This is a genomic window from Rhodococcus sp. PML026 (assembly GCF_000963615.1).
In the GTDB taxonomy this organism is placed as follows: Bacteria; Actinomycetota; Actinomycetes; order Mycobacteriales; family Mycobacteriaceae; genus Rhodococcoides; species Rhodococcoides fascians.
The window spans coordinates 297,196-312,047 of sequence record NZ_KQ031376.1; the positions used below are offsets into that span (position 1 = coordinate 297,196).

The window sequence follows — 14,852 nt, forward strand, 5'->3', positions numbered from 1 at the left end:
CCGATATCGAAGGAGATCTCATGCCAGAGGCAGTCATCGTCGCCACCGCGCGCTCACCCATCGGCAGGGCAATGAAGGGGTCGCTCAAGGACATTCGTCCCGACGACCTCACCGCTCAGATGGTCGCCGCTGCGCTGGCCAAGGTGCCCTCGCTCGACCCGAAGGACATCGACGACCTGCTCCTGGGCTGCGGCCTGCCCGGCGGGATGCAGGGCAACAACCTCGCGCGCATCGTCGCGGTTCAGCTCGGCTACGACTCGCTGCCCGGAACGACGATCACGCGCTACTGCTCGTCCTCGCTGCAGACCACCCGCATGGCGCTGCACGCGATCAAGGCAGGCGAGGGTGACGTGTTCATCTCCGCAGGCGTCGAGAGCGTGTCCAGCTTCATCCACGGCAGCTCGGATTCGCTTCCGGAAAGCCACAACCCGATCTTCGCCGACGCCGAGGCCCGTACCAAGAAGGCACAGGAAGAGGGCGCGGACAGCTGGACCGATCCCCGCGAGAACGGCGAGCTGCCCGACGCGTACATCGCGATGGGCCAGACGGCCGAGAACGTCGCCCTGCTCACCGGCATCAGCCGTGAGGACCAGGACCGCTGGGGCGTCCGCAGCCAGAACCGCGCCGAAGAGGCCATCAACGCCGGCTTCTTCGAGCGGGAGATCACGCCGGTGACCCTGCCCGACGGCACCGTCGTCACCACCGACGACGGCCCTCGCGCCGGCACCACGTACGAGAAGATCAGCCAGCTCAAGCCGGTCTTCCGTCCGAACGGCACCATCACCGCCGGTAACGCGTGCCCGCTCAACGACGGCGCAGCAGCGCTCGTCATCATGAGCGACACCAAGGCCAAGGAGCTGGGCCTGACCCCGTTGGCTCGCATCGTGTCCACCGGCGTCACCGGCACGTCTCCCGAGATCATGGGCCTGGGGCCGATCGAGGCCACCCGTAAGGCGCTGAAGATCGCGGGCATGTCCATCTCCGACATCGACCTGTTCGAGATCAACGAGGCCTTCGCGGTGCAGGTCCTCGGTTCCGCCCGTGACCTCGGCATCGAAGAGGACAAGCTCAACGTCTCCGGCGGTGCCATCGCCGTCGGCCACCCGTTCGGCATGACCGGTGCCCGCATCACCACGACTCTGCTGAACAACCTGACGACACACGACAAGACGTTCGGCGTCGAGACCATGTGCGTCGGCGGCGGCATGGGCATGGCCATGGTGCTCGAACGTCTCAGCTGATCCGAGACGCACAACGGAAAAGCCCCGCCCTCCGATCGGAGGGCGGGGCTTTTCGCGTGAGTACTAGTCGTTCTGGAAGTAGCTCAGCAGACGCAGGATCTCGACGTACAGCCAGACCAACGTGATGGTCAGACCGAGGGCGACGCCCCAGGCTGCCTTCTCGGGAGCCTGTGCGCGGATCAGCTGATCGGCCTGGTCGAAGTCCAGCAGGAAGCTGAACGCCGCAATGCCGATGCAGACGAGGCTGAAGATGATGGCGATGGGTCCGCCGTCACGCAGCCCGAATCCACCGTCCATGAAGAAGCTGGCGACGAGGTTGCCGAGCATGAGCACGACGACACCGATGAGGGCACCGACGATCATGCGAGTCAGACGCGGCGTGACGCGAATTGCGCCGGTCTTGTAGACGACCAGCATGCCGAAGAACACGCCGAACGTGCCGAGAATGGCCTGGCCGATGAGACCCGATCCACCGCTCATTCCGAAGATCTCTCCGGTGAACACGAGCGACAGAGCACCGAGGAAAACGCCTTCGGCTGCCGCGTAGGCCAAGACGATGAACTTGTTGTCCATCTTGCGCCCGAAAGTCGCGAACATGACGAGGCCGAAGCCGATCAGTCCACCAGCGATGAGCAACGCGGGTGCGGCCGAAGGGTTGGCGGATGCATACAGGTACGAGATGATCGCCGTGACGCTCAGCACACCGAGCGTGATGCCGGTCTTGGTGACGACGTCGTCGATCGTCATGGCCCGCTGAGCGGGCTGCGTGGTGTACGGGTCGGCCTGTGTTCCGGGATGCTGGCCGAACGTTGCGGCCTGCGAGGCTCCAGCCGTCGCAGATCCGAATGTGGCGTATCCGCCGCCCTGCTGCTTGGGCAGGTTGCGGAACACCGGGTTGCTGGAGGTGCGCACCGTGTCTCTTCCCTTCGTAAGTTCTGATCCCCACCGGGGATCTCCCCGTCGGTCATCAGTAGAACGTTCGACATCCGGACAAAAGTTCCCGTGACGAGAACCTCTACGTCGGACAAAACGGACTCTACCGGGTCGCCCCTCGACAGGCAGCCACGACCGCGTGTGTGACACCGAATCGAAACGGGCACTATGAGGAAATGGCAATCGAAGACGGACCCGACCAGACCTTGGACCAGAGCGAAAGCCTCGACTCCGACGAGGTGCGCAACGACGACGGCGACACCGTGGTCGATCCCCCGGACCACTGGAGCGAAGCCAACAGTTTCGGCACCACCGCCCGTGAAGCAGCCGAGGGTGAGAGCCTCGACCTCAAGCTCAGCGAAGAAGAACCCGACATCGCCGTCGAGGAGGATCTCGACCGCCCGATCACCGAGACCCCGGACGACGAACTGACCGAAGAACTGGTCGACCACGTCATCGAGGAGTCCGACGAGGATCCCGACATCGATTACGCGGAAGGCCAGCGTCAGGCCGAGATCGTCGAAGGGACTCTCGTCGAGGATCGTGGGCGCGACAGGGGCCAGATCGACGGCACCCCGGAAGACGGCGGCCCCGTCACCTGACGCTCGCGCATCTGGTCTTCACCGTTACTCGCTCGGGCGCACCGAGCGAGTGACGGTGAACTTGGTGTTGCGTCCCATCGGATCGGTGGGCCCGACGGCGTCGGCGAGAGCCCGACGATAGTTCAGGTGCGTGTTGAACACCGTCCACAGCTGTCCGCCCGGCCGCAGCACGCGTCCGGCGGCCTCGAACAACTTGCCTGCCCCGCCTGTGTGTACTGCAGCGCCCTCGTGGAACGGCGGGTTGCAGACGATCAGGTCCACGGACCGGGACTCGAACGTCGACATCGCGTCGTCGGCGATCACCGAGATCGTGGTCCCGTTCGCTTCGGCGGTGGCAGCGGCCGACGCGATGGCCGCGGCCGATCGGTCCGTCGCGATCACTTCGAGACCGGGCCTGGTTCGAGCCAATTCGGTCGCGAGGATTCCACTGCCGCACCCCAGATCGACGGCGTTGGTTGCGCGAGGTGCCATCTTCGGCACGAACCCCAGTAGGAACCTCGTCCCGATATCGAGGCCCGCCCCGGCGAAGACCGCGCCGTGGGCCACGACCGTCAGGCCGAGGTCGTCGATTCGTTTGTCGACCGGATACGTCATCTCCGACGCCACTGCCCCGGTCGCGGTCAGTACCCGCGCCTTCTGCTGTCCCCGACCCGCCGTGACGGTCTCGAACGACCGCCCGAGGATGTCGTTCATCGCAGGCGTCATGTGTTTGTCTCGGCCGCCGGCCAGGACGACGACGTTCTGGAGAGCATGCGCCGCGATGTGCTCGGCGATCTCGGTGAGCTCGGCCAGACCTCGCGGCAACTGCATCAACACGGTGCCGACGCCGTCGAGAAGTCCCGCACCCAGCCCGTGGTGGGTGTACGTGCCGACCATCGACACACGCGCCGCGTTCAGCTCCAGAGCGCGTGCGCCGGTAACAGCGTCCTGGTGCACTCGCACGTCGGTGAACCCCAGGGCCGCCGCACCCAGAGTCAGAGCGCCGTAGCGATCGCCGATCACAGCAATCGGTGCCGTGCGGTCGACCCCCAGTTCGTCGACGGTATCGAGCAGCAGACGATCTGCCGCGTCGACCGCATGCAGATTGGGTGCCTCGGCATCGGGCTCACGCCGCAGAGCTTCGAACAACGTTTCATCGGACACCCGGGCAGTATTCCACCGAACGCGACCGGCCGAGCGCGGTCGTTCCGCGCGGCAAGTGGCTATTGCGACCGATGAGGTGCATGCTCGGGGAATGGAACACAAAGACAAGAACGAGGCGCTCTTCAGCCACCCCGACGACGCATCGACCGATGCCTCGGCCGAAGCGACCAAGCCCGCCGTCTACACGGCCCTCTTCAGCGGTGCCAACGACTGACCCTCACGACAGATACCGCAGGTACTCCAGCGCCTTGGTCGCGTGTACGTGACCGCGCTCGCTCTGCACCACCATCCGCACCGTTCGGTGCCGATCGATCACGAACGTCGTCCGCTTCACGGACAACAACTGCCGTAGGTAACTGCGACGAGCTACGTTCGAGTGGCCGCGCTCGAAATCCCGAAGTCGACGCCTACGCGCGAACCACCCGCCGCGCCGCACTCCGAACTGTTCGGCCACCGCACCGTCGGAATCCGAGAGCAACGGGAAGTCGAACGACCTCTGCAGAGCAAAATGTTGGTTCTTGTCTCGGGTATCGGTGCTGATCCCCACTCGCTGCGCACCGAACCTGCCGAACTCCGCTCCCAGATCCCGAAAATGGCACGCCTCGGCCGTGCAGATCGGACTGTTCGCAGCCGGATAGAAGAACAGGACCACCGGCCCCGACGCCGTGAGCTCGGTGAGCGCACGACGTTCACCGGAATGATCGGGCAGCTCGAAATCCGGGGCGGTCTGTCCGATTCGCATGACGCAGAGGGTACCGCTCGGCTCGCAACGAGCAGGGCCGTGGCCGTCAACCGCGCGGTACGAGCCACTTTCGCAGTCGTGCGGTGACGAACGGCATCACGACGTACACCATCAGCGGAGTGCACATCATCACTACGACCGCAGTCCGCAGGGCCACGTTCAGGTGGGTCAGATGTGGAGTGATCACGAGGTTCACCAACAGGCTGACGGCATAGAACGCAACACCGATGGACACGGCCTGCTTCCACCGCGGCGGCGGACCGCCCACGACGCGCACGGCGTCGGTCAGGTTCGACTGTGGCTCGAACCATCCCTCCACGCCTGAAAGCCGATGTGTCACAACGTCGTCCGCTATCGGTCGGCCACGGCCGAGCCAATCGCGCCTCGCCTCCGAACGCAACCACGCCTCGAGATGGTCGTGCGTCTCGAATCGATACACCACGTGATAGTCACTGGATTCGGCCGAGCTGCGCAGCCAGCCTCCGCCGAGAAAGCCCGGGAAGGTTCGCACCAGGTCGATGCCCCGGTCGGTCCATTCGACGAAGTCCGCCTCGTGTCCCTCGCGAACGCGTCGTGCGACCGAGGTCGTGACGTGCTCGAGCGTGTCGGTCATGGCCATGGGGTCCCCTCCTGCGCTGGTTCGTCGTCGGTGCGTTCTACACAGACTGTGTCGAAATGGACCGAGTATCAAATCAGGAACCGGATTGCAGACCGATGGCATACTGGAGCTCGCTGTGTGACTATTCGTCCACGAGCTTCCATCGCGATCGGTCTGGAGTGGACGTATGGCACCGAGCGAGACCGAGTACGAACTCGACGACGTCGACCGACGGATCGTCACCGAACTGAGCCGAGACGGGCGCATGTCCATGAGGGCCCTCGCCGAGGCCACCCACATTTCCCGCGCACATGCCTACGTTCGCGTCGACCGCCTCGTCGACGAAGGTGTGATCGAGGGTTTCACCGCCCGCATCGCGTACGAGAAGGCCGGATTCGGCGCATCCGCGTATGTCGCACTGTCGATTCGGCAAGATTCCTGGCGGGCTGTCGCCGACGACCTCAGCACGTTCCCCTTCGTCGAACACGTCAGCCTGATGGGCGGCGACTTCGACGCCTTGGTCCTCGTGCGCGCTCCGGACAACTCGGCATTGCGACACCTGGTACTCGACAAGTTGCAGGGGCTGGACGGGATACTCTCGACGCGGACGTGGCTGATCTTCGACGAAGCAGTCGGCCCCGGAGCGCAGTGGTTCACGCCGAAGCCGAACAGGAGACATCCATGAGCGCCACCGAACAGCCCGCCCTCTCGGACGTCGTTGTCATCGGCGGCGGCATCGGCGGTGTCTCACTCGCATACGAACTCGCCGGCGACCGCCGTGTCACTCTGCTCGAGCGTGAGTCCACGTTGGCGTTCCACACCACCGGTCGATCCGCGGCTCTGTTTCTGGAGACATACGGCAACAGCACGATTCGCGCCTTGACGACCGCCAGCCGAGACTTTCTGGTGAACCCACCCGACTGCTTCCGGTCGGATTTGCTCACTCCGCGTCCACTGTTGCAATTCGCGGCCACGGGACGCGGCGATGCGCTCGAAGCGATGTACAGCGACGTCAGTCGCCTCACTCCCGACGCGCAGCTGGTCTCCCCCACCGACGCATGCACATTCTTCCCACCGCTACGGCCCGAGCTGATCGATTGCGCTCTGTACGAACCGCATTCGATGGAGGTCGACGTCCATGCTCTGCATCAGGGCTTCGTCGGAGGGCTGCGACAGCGGGGCGGTCGGATTCACACCAAAGCCTCGGTGACCGAACTCGAGCGCGTCAACGGTCTGTGGCACGTGCGCACCTCTGACGGGACGACTCATCGGGCTCCACTGGTCGTGAACGCGGCAGGGGCCTGGTCGGATGTGGTCGGCGCGATGGCGGGGGCCCGCCACATCGGCTTGGTTCCCAAGCGCAGGTCGGTCTTCATGGTTTCCGCACCCGACGATCTGGACACAAAGGATCTGGCGACACTGAGCGACATCGACGAGAAGTTCTACATCAAACCCGAAGGCGCACAACTGTTGTGTTCGCCGGCCGACGAGACGGCGGTCGAACCGAGCGATGCCCGTCCGGACGAGCTGGAGATCGCGCGGGCGTTCGACGACATCGCCGAGGTGACCACCCTGACCGCGCGACACGTTCGTTCGTCCTGGGCCGGACTGCGCAGCTTCGTTCCCGATCGCACCCCGGTGGTCGGGTTCGACCCCGAGCTCGAGGGCTTCTTCTGGTGCGCCGGGCAGGGCGGCTACGGAATCCAGACGTGCGCGGCGCTGGCCCGGGTGGGCGCGGCTGTCGTTCGCGGAGAACCGGTTCCGGCAGATGTGGCCGAGCGCGGCCTTCTCGAAGCGGATCTGTCGCCCCGCCGCCTCGGCTAGAGGCGCTGCGCGCCACGTGCGCGGAAACTCGACCTGGGCTACGAAGTTCCACTCACGACGTGAGACCTCAGCCGGCGACGACGCGTCGCAGATCGCGCACTGTCGTCCGATAGATGTCCAGCAGGTCTGCATCCTGCCCGCCGTCGATCCGTACCGCCCAGTCGTCGAAGGCGATGCGCAGGGCCATACCGGCACCTTCGACCAACAGTCGTGCATACGAACGTGATTCGTGGTCACCGAGACGCTCGGTCACCGCATCGGTGACGCGGCACAGTGTCATCGCGTCGGCCGCGAAGGCTGCGGCCCGCAGATGCGCGTCGATACCGATCAGTCGCCGAGTGCGTAGGAGTCGGTCGCGCTCCTCCTCGGGCGCTGTCGACAGTCGCTCGACGGACTGCTCGTACAACGCTTCGATTTCAGGCAGCGTGATGTGCTCGGGCGCGGTGGCAGCGAGCCACTGGTCGAAGTCGACCTCGAAGTCAGGGTCGATGCCGAGAACGGACTCCTCCTTCGAGGCGAAGCTGCGAAAGAACGTACTCGGTGACACCCCCGCTCGGCGCGCGATCTCGTCCACCGTGGTCGCGGCGCAGCCCTGCTTCTCGAACAGCTCGAGTGCGGCGCGAGTGATCTCGAGCCGAGTGTCTCGGCGACGTCGCTCTCGCAGGTCCGGCACTCGTTCGCTCATCCTCGTCCATCCGTCGGCTGCGGTCGTCATTCGCTGTCAACTTACCAGCAATCGTCAAGTTGACAGTCACTGTCATAATGATTGAAGCTATCTACATACGATTGCACGCTTCGATCCCATACGCGAAAGTTTGTCGACACATGAGTTCACCCGAGACCGACCGCACCCCCGACGAGCAACTCGCGCCGGGCAGCAAGCTACTGATCGGCATATTGGTCATCGCGGCCTTCGTCATGATCCTCAACGAGACGATCATGAGCGTGGCGCTCCCGACCCTGATGGTCGACCTCGAGATCACGGCAACGACGGCCCAGTGGCTCACCACCGGATTCCTACTGACCATGGCGGTGGTCATTCCCGTCACCGGCTACCTGTTCCAACGCTTCACACTGCGTCAGGTGTTCGTGACAGCGATGACCCTGTTCACCGTCGGCACCCTGCTCGCGGCCTCGGCACCCGGTTTCGAGCTACTTCTGCTCGGCCGCATCACGCAGGCCAGCGGGACGGCGATCATGTTGCCGCTGCTCATGACCACGGTGCTCACCGTCGTCCCGGCCCACAAGCGCGGCGCGATGATGGGTGTGATCTCCATCGTCATCGCCGTCGCGCCTGCCGTCGGCCCCACCATCTCCGGAGTCATTCTCGACTCGCTGAATTGGCGTTGGATGTTCTGGCTGGTGCTTCCCATCGCGCTCGTCGCGTTCGGCATCGGAACCACACTGGTGAAGAACGTGACCGAGACGGGACGGCCCTCGTTCGATCCCACGTCGGTCGTGTTGTCCGCCTTGGCGTTCGGCGGCATCGTCTACGGCCTGAGCAGCCTCGGTCATTCCGCCGAGGAGTCCGTCGTACCGGTCTGGTTGCCGTTGGTGGTGGGAGTGATCGCACTCGTCGTCTTCGTGCTGCGGCAGATCGCCCGCCAGGAACGCGGCGGCGCGCTGCTGGACATGCGTCCGTTCCGCACCCCCACTTTCAGCATCGGACTCGGCATGATCGCGATCTCGATGATGGCCCTGTTCGGTGCCCTGATCCTCCTGCCGATGTATCTGCAGAACGTGCGCGGACTCGACACCCTCGCAACCGGCCTGATGCTCCTGCCCGGCGGATTGCTGATGGGTCTGCTCGCCCCCTTCGTCGGCCGCATCTTCGACAGAATCGGGCCGCGCCCGCTGGTCATTCCCGGAGCCATGGTGGTGAGCGCCGCGTTGTGGTCGATGACGGTGCTGGACGCACAGTCGGCACTACCGCTGGTCGTCGGTATCCACATGCTGCTCTCGGCGGGGCTCGCGCTCATCATGACTCCGCTGATGACCTCCTCGCTCGGATCCCTTCCCACCCGCCTGTACTCCCACGGCAGCGCAATCTTCAACACCGTGCAGCAACTGGCCGGAGCCGCAGGAACCGCGTTGTTCGTCACCGTCATGTCGAACACCGCAGCGGCCCGAATCTCCGACGGGGCAACGCAGGTGGGTGGTTCCGAGGCAGGCATCCACACCGCATTCCTGTGCGGTGGGGCGGTGTCACTGGTCGCGGTGGCTGCGTCGTTCTTCATCCGAGCACAGGCAAGCAGTGATCGAGACGAGGCCGTGTCGGCGCAGCCGGTGCACTGAACCCCGGCGGCATTCACACCGCGCCGCCGCGGTCAGCCGAGCGCGATCAGATCGATCGGGTGAGTCAGCAAACGACCGACGAGGGCGAGGAATTCCGACCCTTGTTGGCCGTCGACCAGTCGATGATCGAACGAGAGCGACAGTGTCGTCACCGACCGTAAAGCGATCTCGCCGTTGTGTTCCCACGGCGTGCGACGGATGGACCCGAAGCACAGGATGGCCGCCTCGCCGGGGTTGAGGATCGGCGTGCCTGCGTCGACTCCGAACACCCCCACGTTGGTGATGGTGATGGTGCCGTCGGCCAGATCGGCCGGACTGCTCTTGCCCTCCTTCGCGATACGCGTCAGGTCGGCCAGGGCACGCGCGATGTCCACCAGAGAGAGCTCGTGTGCGTTCTTGATGTTGGGCACCATCAATCCGCGGGGTGTCGCCGCCGCGATGCCGAGGTTGACGTAGTACTTGGTCACGATTTCCTGCGCAGCCTCGTCCCAGCTCGAGTTCAGCGACGGATTCGATTTCAGGGCAACGAGAACGGCTTTGGACACCAGAGCCAACGGCGTCAGACGCACGTCCCGGAAATGTGTGGAGGACCGCAGCGACTCGAGGAGTTCGAGCATCTCGGTCACGTCGACGGTCACGAATTCGGTGACGTGAGGTGCAGTGAATGCACTTCGCACCATGGCCTCGGCGGTGTGCTTGCGTACACCCTTGATCGGAGTGCGCTCCTCCCGACCGGTCCGCCCGGATACCGACTGCTGCACATCGGTGTCACTCTGCAGGTACGACTCCACGTCCTGACGGGTGACGTCGCCGTGAGAGCCACTCGCGGGAAGCTCGTTGAGATCGACGCCGTTGTCCTTGGCCATCTTTCGTACCGGTGGGGCCGCAAGCGGCTTTCCGTTCTGGACGTTCGCCGCGGACGCCGCGGGTGAGTCGACGCGGCCACCGCGTCGGCTGGAGCCTTCCTTCGCGACGCCGTAACCCACGAGCACCGGAACGCGCTCGTCCTCGTCCTCCCCGGAAGAGGTGTTCTGAATCGGGGAAACGGACTGCTCCGGATCGGAAGCAACCGGTTCGTCCTCACCGCCGACTCTGATGTCGATGATCGGCACTCCGACCTCCACCGTGTCGCCCTCGGAAACATGCAGGGCAGCAACGACCCCGGCGAACGGGGAAGGCAACTCGACCGCAGCCTTGGCCGTCTCGACCTCGGCGATGTTCTGGTTGAGTTCGATGGTGTCACCGACCGCGACGAGCCAGGTCAACAGGTCGGCCTCGGTGAGGCCCTCCCCCAGGTCGGGTAGCGGAAAACTCTTGATGGTGGACATCGTCGAATCCTGTTCGGTCGGTATCGGCGGAGAATGTGAGATCGGGCGAAACGGCAGCTCAGCGCGAACGGCAGCTCAATGGGAACGGCAGCGGTCCACTGCGTCGAGGATCCGGTCGACGTCGGGAAGATAGAACTTCTCGAGCTTCGACGCCGGGTACGGCGTTCCGAATCCACCGACCCGCAGCACCGGCGCTTCGAGGTTGTAGAAGCACCGCTCGGAGATGCGGGCGGCTATCTCCGAGCCGAGTCCCATGAAAACCGGGGCCTCGTGTGTGACGACGAGCCGTCCGGTCTTGCGCACCGACGCTTCGACGGTCTCGAAGTCGATCGGCGAGAGCGACCGCAGATCGATGACCTCGATCGAGATACCCTCGTGTGCAGCAACTTCGGCTGCCTTACGGGCAGTGGACACCAACGGTCCGTAGGCCACCAGTGTGATGTCGGTGCCCTCGGTGACCACCCGCGCCCGATGCAGCGGGAAGGCGGTGTCGAGATCGTCGGCACCGAGGTCGATCGCACTCTTCTCCCAGTATCGACGTTTGGGTTCGAAGAACAGCACGGGATCATCACTGGCGATGGCCTGCTGGATCATCGAGTAGCCGTCGGCGGCGTTGCTGCAGGTCACCACGCGCAGTCCGGCGGTCTGGGCGAAGTAGCCCTCCGGCGATTCCGAATGATGTTCCACTGCACCGATTCCGCCGCCGTAGGGCACGCGGATGGTCATCGGGATCTTGACATTTCCGCTCGTGCGATAGTGCAGTTTGGCTACCTGCGACACGATCTGATCGAACGCCGGGTAGATGAAGCCGTCGAACTGGATCTCGCACACGGGACGGAATCCGCGCATCGCCAGGCCCACAGCGGTACCGATGATGCCCGATTCGGCCAGCGGCATGTCCAGTACTCGGCCGGGCCCGAAGTCCTTCTGCAGGCCGTCGGTGATGCGGAAGACGCCACCGAGCTTGCCGATGTCCTCACCCATCAGCAACACCTTGGGATCGTTCTCCATCGCGCGACGCAGGCCGGCATTGATGGCTTTGCCCAGCGGCAGGCTGGTGGGCCGTTCCAGGGTGGTCATGACGTGACTCCTTCGAATCCAGCTTGGTAGGAGGCGAATTGGGCCCGCTCGTCGTCCAGCAGAGAATGCGGGTCGGCGTAGACGTTGTCGAATACCGTCATCGCCTCGGGTTCGACGGTCTCGAGGCATCCACGTCGCAAATCGGCGGCGACGTCGTCCGCCGTCCGCTGGACCGAAGCCACGAACTCGTCGTCGAACACGCCGATTCGTCTGAGCAGCTTCTCGATTCGGTCGATCGGATCCTTGGCACGCCACTCGTCGTCCATGGCCCCGGATCGATATCTCGTCGGATCGTCGGACGTGGTGTGCGGCCCCATTCGGTAGGTGACGGCCTCGATGAGCGTCGGGCCGCTGCCCTCACGGGCTCGGGCGAGCGCCGCTCTGGTCACGGCCAGCACAGCGAGCACGTCGTTTCCGTCGACTCGTACCGACGGGATGCCGAATCCCTCACCGCGTGCCGCGATCGTCGACTTGGTCTGCACGGTCACCGGTTCGGAGATCGCCCACTGGTTGTTCTGGCAGAAGAACACCACCGGCGCATGGAAACTGGCGGCGAAACCGAGAGCCTCCGAGATATCGCCCTGACTGGTTGCTCCGTCTCCGAAGTAAGTGATGGCAGCACCGTCGGCACCCTCGAGCTGCATGCCGATTGCGTATCCGGTCGCGTGCAGACCCTGCGAGCCGACGATGATCGCCGGAGTCGTCATTCGATATTCGTACGGATCCCATCCCGACAGGGTCGATCCGCGCCAGAAGCGGAGCATGCGAGTGGGATCGACTCCGCGGCAGTAGGCGACCCCGTGCTCGCGGTAGCTGGCGAACACGAAGTCCTCGGAGTCGAGCGCGCGGGCCGAGCCGACCTGTGCCGCTTCCTGTCCGAGCAACGGAGCCCACAGCCCCAACTCGCCTTGCCGCTGCAGCGCGGTGGCCTCGGCGTCGATGCGCCGGACGACCACGAGATCGCGATAGATCTCCTTCATCGCAGCCGTGTCGATGTCCGCGACCAGAGGGGAATACGTCTCGTTGCGGACCACCGTTCCGGATTCCTTGATCAGCTGTATCAGCGAGGTGGTGTTCATGTCCGTGGCACTCTCCGTCGTGATGTGATGTCCTTCACAAGGACACCACCGACACCCAGCGTGCACAAGTGATGACTTCAGAATTACGCAGTGTGCACAATATCGGGTAACGACCGAGCTACAGGAAGTGCGCAATGACCGATCTCGACAAGACCGACGCCCGACTCCTCCTCGCCCTCTGCGCCAAGCCTCGAGCCACCGGCGTCGAACTCGCCACCACGTTGGGCCTGTCCCGCAACACCGTCCAGGCACGCCTCGGGCGGTGGGACGACAAGGGGTCTCTCACCCCCATCGATCACCGTATTCCGCCGAAGTCGCTGGGACGTCCGTTGCAGGCCTTCGTGACCGCTCAGGTCAATCAGCACACGTTGGCAGCGGTCACCGAGCACCTCCGCACGATCCCCGAGGTACTCGAGGTGTTCGGCCTGTCCGGTGCCGCGGACATGCACATCCGCATTGCGGCGGTCGACGCCGACGACCTGTACCGCATAGCCGGCCTGATCCTCGACATTCCTGGCGTCGAGCGGACGAACATGTCGATTGCCATGTCCGAGCTGATTCAGTACCGAACCAAGCCGTTGCTCGAACAGCTCGCCGACGACGGCCGCCGCTGAGCACCCCGACCATCCCCGCCGGGCCGATACCGACCGCATCACGCAATCTGCACGGTCCGAGCGATGCCGGTTGACCGGTCTGCGTCGTGCACGACACCCTGTGACGGACAAGACATCCGGGTAGCCGCTGCATCTGCTCCCATCCCCTGACCGAAAGAGACCGACTGTGTCCGTCGTTGCCGACCACTCTGCCGTCACACCCACTCGACATCGCTCTTCTGTTGCCCAGACCGCGAATTCGGCTTCGGCACCGGCCGCACCCGGTGTCTTCGACCGGCCCGACATGCCATCCGACTCCGCGCACGAGCGCGTGGTGTTCTGCCACGATCGAGACACCGGTCTGCGCGCGATCGTCGCGATTCACTCGACCGTGCTGGGACCGGCACTCGGCGGAACTCGCTTCTACCCCTACGCAACCGAGCAGGACGCCGTGACCGACGTATTGAGACTCTCCCGCGGGATGACCTACAAGGCGGCTGTCGCAGGGGTGGATCTGGGCGGCGGGAAGGCAGTCATCATCGGCGACCCGACCGTCATCAAGACCCCGACATTGCTCGAGGCCTACGGCCGGTTCGTCGAATCGCTCGGCGGCACGTACGTCACGGCAGGCGACGTCGGCACCAACAGCGACGACCTCGATATCGTCGCCGAAGAAACGGCCTACGTCGTCGGTAAGAACACCACTGCGGGCGGCACCGGCGACAGCGGTCCACAGACGGCCCTGGGGGTCTATCTCTCCCTGCTGGCGGCAGCCGAATCGACCTGGGGCTCCGACGATCTGACCGGCAGACGAGTAGGTGTCGAAGGCGCAGGCAAGGTGGGTTACAACCTGGTGGCGCTCCTGCGCGGAGCGGGTGCCGACGTGCTCGTGAGCGACTCCTACGAACCCGCCCTCGAACGGATCGCCCAGGACTTCCCCGGCGTCACGATCGGAACCGACATCATCGGAGCCGACATCGATGTGTACGCCCCGTGCGCCATGGGAGCAACGCTCGACGCGTCCTCGGTGGACCGGCTGTCGGCGTCCATCGTGTGCGGTGCCGCGAACAATCAACTGCTCACGCCCGACGTCGAATCGCTGCTGGCCGCCCGAGGCATCGTCTGGGTACCGGACTACGTGGCCAACGCCGGCGGCTTGATTCAGGTGGAAGGTGAACTGCGCGGACGAAATTCGGCCGAGGTGATGGCAACGATCGGACAGATCCGTACTACCGTCGCCGGCATATTCGCCATGGCACGCAGTGAAGGGATCCTGCTCGGAGCAGCCGCGGACCGGCTGGCCGAGAGGCGAATTGCAGCCGCCCGAGGTTACTGACCGCACGCCCGGTGCGCTCCACCCGGCAGCGCATGTACCGCGCTGGCCTCAGGAGTGG

The 14,852-nt window shown here is 64.7% G+C and carries 16 protein-coding genes; 8 read left to right on the forward strand and 8 right to left on the reverse strand.

The genetic code is table 11. The features are described 5' to 3' along the window. The first annotated feature begins 20 nt into the window (after positions 1-20). Positions 21-1,241, forward strand: coding sequence for an acetyl-CoA C-acetyltransferase (locus VF34_RS20905; protein WP_027496254.1), 1,221 nt, complete (start codon positions 21-23; stop codon positions 1,239-1,241). A 63-nt stretch (positions 1,242-1,304) separates the two neighbouring features. Here the strand turns inward: VF34_RS20905 and VF34_RS20910 are convergent, their stop codons facing one another. Beyond that, positions 1,305-2,153 carry a Bax inhibitor-1/YccA family protein gene (locus VF34_RS20910; protein ID WP_032375637.1) on the reverse strand — a complete coding sequence of 283 codons (849 nt, stop codon included), beginning with the start codon at positions 2,151-2,153 and terminating at the stop codon, positions 1,305-1,307. Positions 2,154-2,350: 197 nt separating this feature from the next. On the opposite strand from VF34_RS20910, the gene VF34_RS20915 reads away from it, so the two are divergent. Continuing rightward, positions 2,351-2,776: a hypothetical protein gene (locus VF34_RS20915; RefSeq protein WP_027496244.1), complete on the forward strand. Its 426-nt coding sequence runs from the start codon at positions 2,351-2,353 to the stop codon at positions 2,774-2,776. Positions 2,777-2,800: 24 nt separating this feature from the next. On the opposite strand, the gene VF34_RS20920 is transcribed toward VF34_RS20915, so the two are convergent. Then, on the reverse strand, positions 2,801-3,919 hold the full coding sequence (locus tag VF34_RS20920; RefSeq protein WP_032375636.1) for a class I SAM-dependent methyltransferase: 1,119 nt from the start codon (positions 3,917-3,919) through the stop codon (positions 2,801-2,803). A 91-nt stretch (positions 3,920-4,010) separates the two neighbouring features. Here VF34_RS20920 and VF34_RS25725 point away from each other — a divergent pair, with 91 nt between their 5' ends. Continuing rightward, complete coding sequence (locus VF34_RS25725; protein ID WP_255032376.1) at positions 4,011-4,133, forward strand: hypothetical protein; 123 nt, start codon at positions 4,011-4,013, stop codon at positions 4,131-4,133. A gap of 3 nt (positions 4,134-4,136) precedes the next feature. On the opposite strand, the gene VF34_RS20925 is transcribed toward VF34_RS25725, so the two are convergent. Together VF34_RS20925 and VF34_RS20930 are read right to left on the reverse strand one after the other, a co-directional pair. Then, entirely contained in the window at positions 4,137-4,661 is a 525-nt protein-coding gene (locus VF34_RS20925) for a peroxiredoxin (RefSeq protein WP_027496242.1), read from the reverse strand. A gap of 46 nt (positions 4,662-4,707) precedes the next feature. Next, positions 4,708-5,274, reverse strand: coding sequence for an antibiotic biosynthesis monooxygenase (locus VF34_RS20930; protein ID WP_032366526.1), 567 nt, complete (start codon positions 5,272-5,274; stop codon positions 4,708-4,710). 172 nt (positions 5,275-5,446) lie between these two features. Here VF34_RS20930 and VF34_RS20935 point away from each other — a divergent pair, with 172 nt between their 5' ends. Continuing rightward, positions 5,447-5,944, forward strand: coding sequence for an Lrp/AsnC family transcriptional regulator (locus VF34_RS20935; RefSeq protein WP_027496240.1), 498 nt, complete (start codon positions 5,447-5,449; stop codon positions 5,942-5,944). Beyond that, positions 5,941-7,083: an NAD(P)/FAD-dependent oxidoreductase gene (locus VF34_RS20940; RefSeq protein ID WP_032375654.1), complete on the forward strand. Its 1,143-nt coding sequence runs from the start codon at positions 5,941-5,943 to the stop codon at positions 7,081-7,083. The genes VF34_RS20935 and VF34_RS20940 overlap by 4 nt, the downstream gene beginning before the upstream one ends. A gap of 67 nt (positions 7,084-7,150) precedes the next feature. Here VF34_RS20940 and VF34_RS20945 read toward each other — a convergent pair whose 3' ends face one another. After that, positions 7,151-7,798, reverse strand: coding sequence for a TetR/AcrR family transcriptional regulator (locus tag VF34_RS20945; RefSeq protein ID WP_052063193.1), 648 nt, complete (start codon positions 7,796-7,798; stop codon positions 7,151-7,153). 110 nt (positions 7,799-7,908) lie between these two features. Here VF34_RS20945 and VF34_RS20950 point away from each other — a divergent pair, with 110 nt between their 5' ends. Further along, the gene (locus tag VF34_RS20950) at positions 7,909-9,378 is read left to right on the forward strand and encodes an MDR family MFS transporter (protein ID WP_032371088.1); all 1,470 of its coding nucleotides are present in this window, start codon (positions 7,909-7,911) and stop codon (positions 9,376-9,378) included. A 32-nt stretch (positions 9,379-9,410) separates the two neighbouring features. Here VF34_RS20950 and VF34_RS20955 read toward each other — a convergent pair whose 3' ends face one another. From VF34_RS20955 to pdhA, 3 genes are all read right to left on the reverse strand, one after another. Further along, positions 9,411-10,706: a dihydrolipoamide acetyltransferase family protein gene (locus VF34_RS20955; protein WP_032375635.1), complete on the reverse strand. Its 1,296-nt coding sequence runs from the start codon at positions 10,704-10,706 to the stop codon at positions 9,411-9,413. Between the two features lie 75 nt (positions 10,707-10,781). Next, positions 10,782-11,786, reverse strand: coding sequence for an alpha-ketoacid dehydrogenase subunit beta (locus VF34_RS20960; protein ID WP_032375634.1), 1,005 nt, complete (start codon positions 11,784-11,786; stop codon positions 10,782-10,784). Beyond that, positions 11,783-12,865: a pyruvate dehydrogenase (acetyl-transferring) E1 component subunit alpha gene (gene pdhA / locus VF34_RS20965; protein ID WP_032375633.1), complete on the reverse strand. Its 1,083-nt coding sequence runs from the start codon at positions 12,863-12,865 to the stop codon at positions 11,783-11,785. The genes VF34_RS20960 and pdhA overlap by 4 nt, the downstream gene beginning before the upstream one ends. A gap of 134 nt (positions 12,866-12,999) precedes the next feature. Between pdhA and VF34_RS20970 the strand changes: the two genes are divergently transcribed. Together VF34_RS20970 and VF34_RS20975 are read left to right on the forward strand one after the other, a co-directional pair. Continuing rightward, positions 13,000-13,479, forward strand: a complete 480-nt coding sequence (locus tag VF34_RS20970) for an Lrp/AsnC family transcriptional regulator (protein ID WP_027496234.1) — start codon at positions 13,000-13,002, stop codon at positions 13,477-13,479. A gap of 283 nt (positions 13,480-13,762) precedes the next feature. Continuing rightward, positions 13,763-14,794, forward strand: a complete 1,032-nt coding sequence (locus tag VF34_RS20975) for a Glu/Leu/Phe/Val family dehydrogenase (RefSeq protein ID WP_045842106.1) — start codon at positions 13,763-13,765, stop codon at positions 14,792-14,794. Positions 14,795-14,852 lie beyond the last annotated feature (58 nt).

Coding starts and splice junctions, on each gene's coding strand:
- VF34_RS20970 (WP_027496234.1), top strand. CDS start 13,000: ATGACCGATCTCGACAAGACCGACGCCCGACTCCTCCTCGCCCTCTGC.
- VF34_RS20955 (WP_032375635.1), bottom strand. CDS start 10,706: ATGTCCACCATCAAGAGTTTTCCGCTACCCGACCTGGGGGAGGGCCTC.
- VF34_RS20930 (WP_032366526.1), bottom strand. CDS start 5,274: ATGACCGACACGCTCGAGCACGTCACGACCTCGGTCGCACGACGCGTT.
- VF34_RS25725 (WP_255032376.1), top strand. CDS start 4,011: ATGGAACACAAAGACAAGAACGAGGCGCTCTTCAGCCACCCCGACGAC.
- VF34_RS20935 (WP_027496240.1), top strand. CDS start 5,447: ATGGCACCGAGCGAGACCGAGTACGAACTCGACGACGTCGACCGACGG.
- VF34_RS20905 (WP_027496254.1), top strand. CDS start 21: ATGCCAGAGGCAGTCATCGTCGCCACCGCGCGCTCACCCATCGGCAGG.
- VF34_RS20915 (WP_027496244.1), top strand. CDS start 2,351: ATGGCAATCGAAGACGGACCCGACCAGACCTTGGACCAGAGCGAAAGC.
- pdhA (WP_032375633.1), bottom strand. CDS start 12,865: ATGAACACCACCTCGCTGATACAGCTGATCAAGGAATCCGGAACGGTG.
- VF34_RS20945 (WP_052063193.1), bottom strand. CDS start 7,798: ATGACGACCGCAGCCGACGGATGGACGAGGATGAGCGAACGAGTGCCG.
- VF34_RS20975 (WP_045842106.1), top strand. CDS start 13,763: ATGCCATCCGACTCCGCGCACGAGCGCGTGGTGTTCTGCCACGATCGA.
- VF34_RS20960 (WP_032375634.1), bottom strand. CDS start 11,786: ATGACCACCCTGGAACGGCCCACCAGCCTGCCGCTGGGCAAAGCCATC.
- VF34_RS20940 (WP_032375654.1), top strand. CDS start 5,941: ATGAGCGCCACCGAACAGCCCGCCCTCTCGGACGTCGTTGTCATCGGC.
- VF34_RS20950 (WP_032371088.1), top strand. CDS start 7,909: ATGAGTTCACCCGAGACCGACCGCACCCCCGACGAGCAACTCGCGCCG.
- VF34_RS20925 (WP_027496242.1), bottom strand. CDS start 4,661: ATGCGAATCGGACAGACCGCCCCGGATTTCGAGCTGCCCGATCATTCC.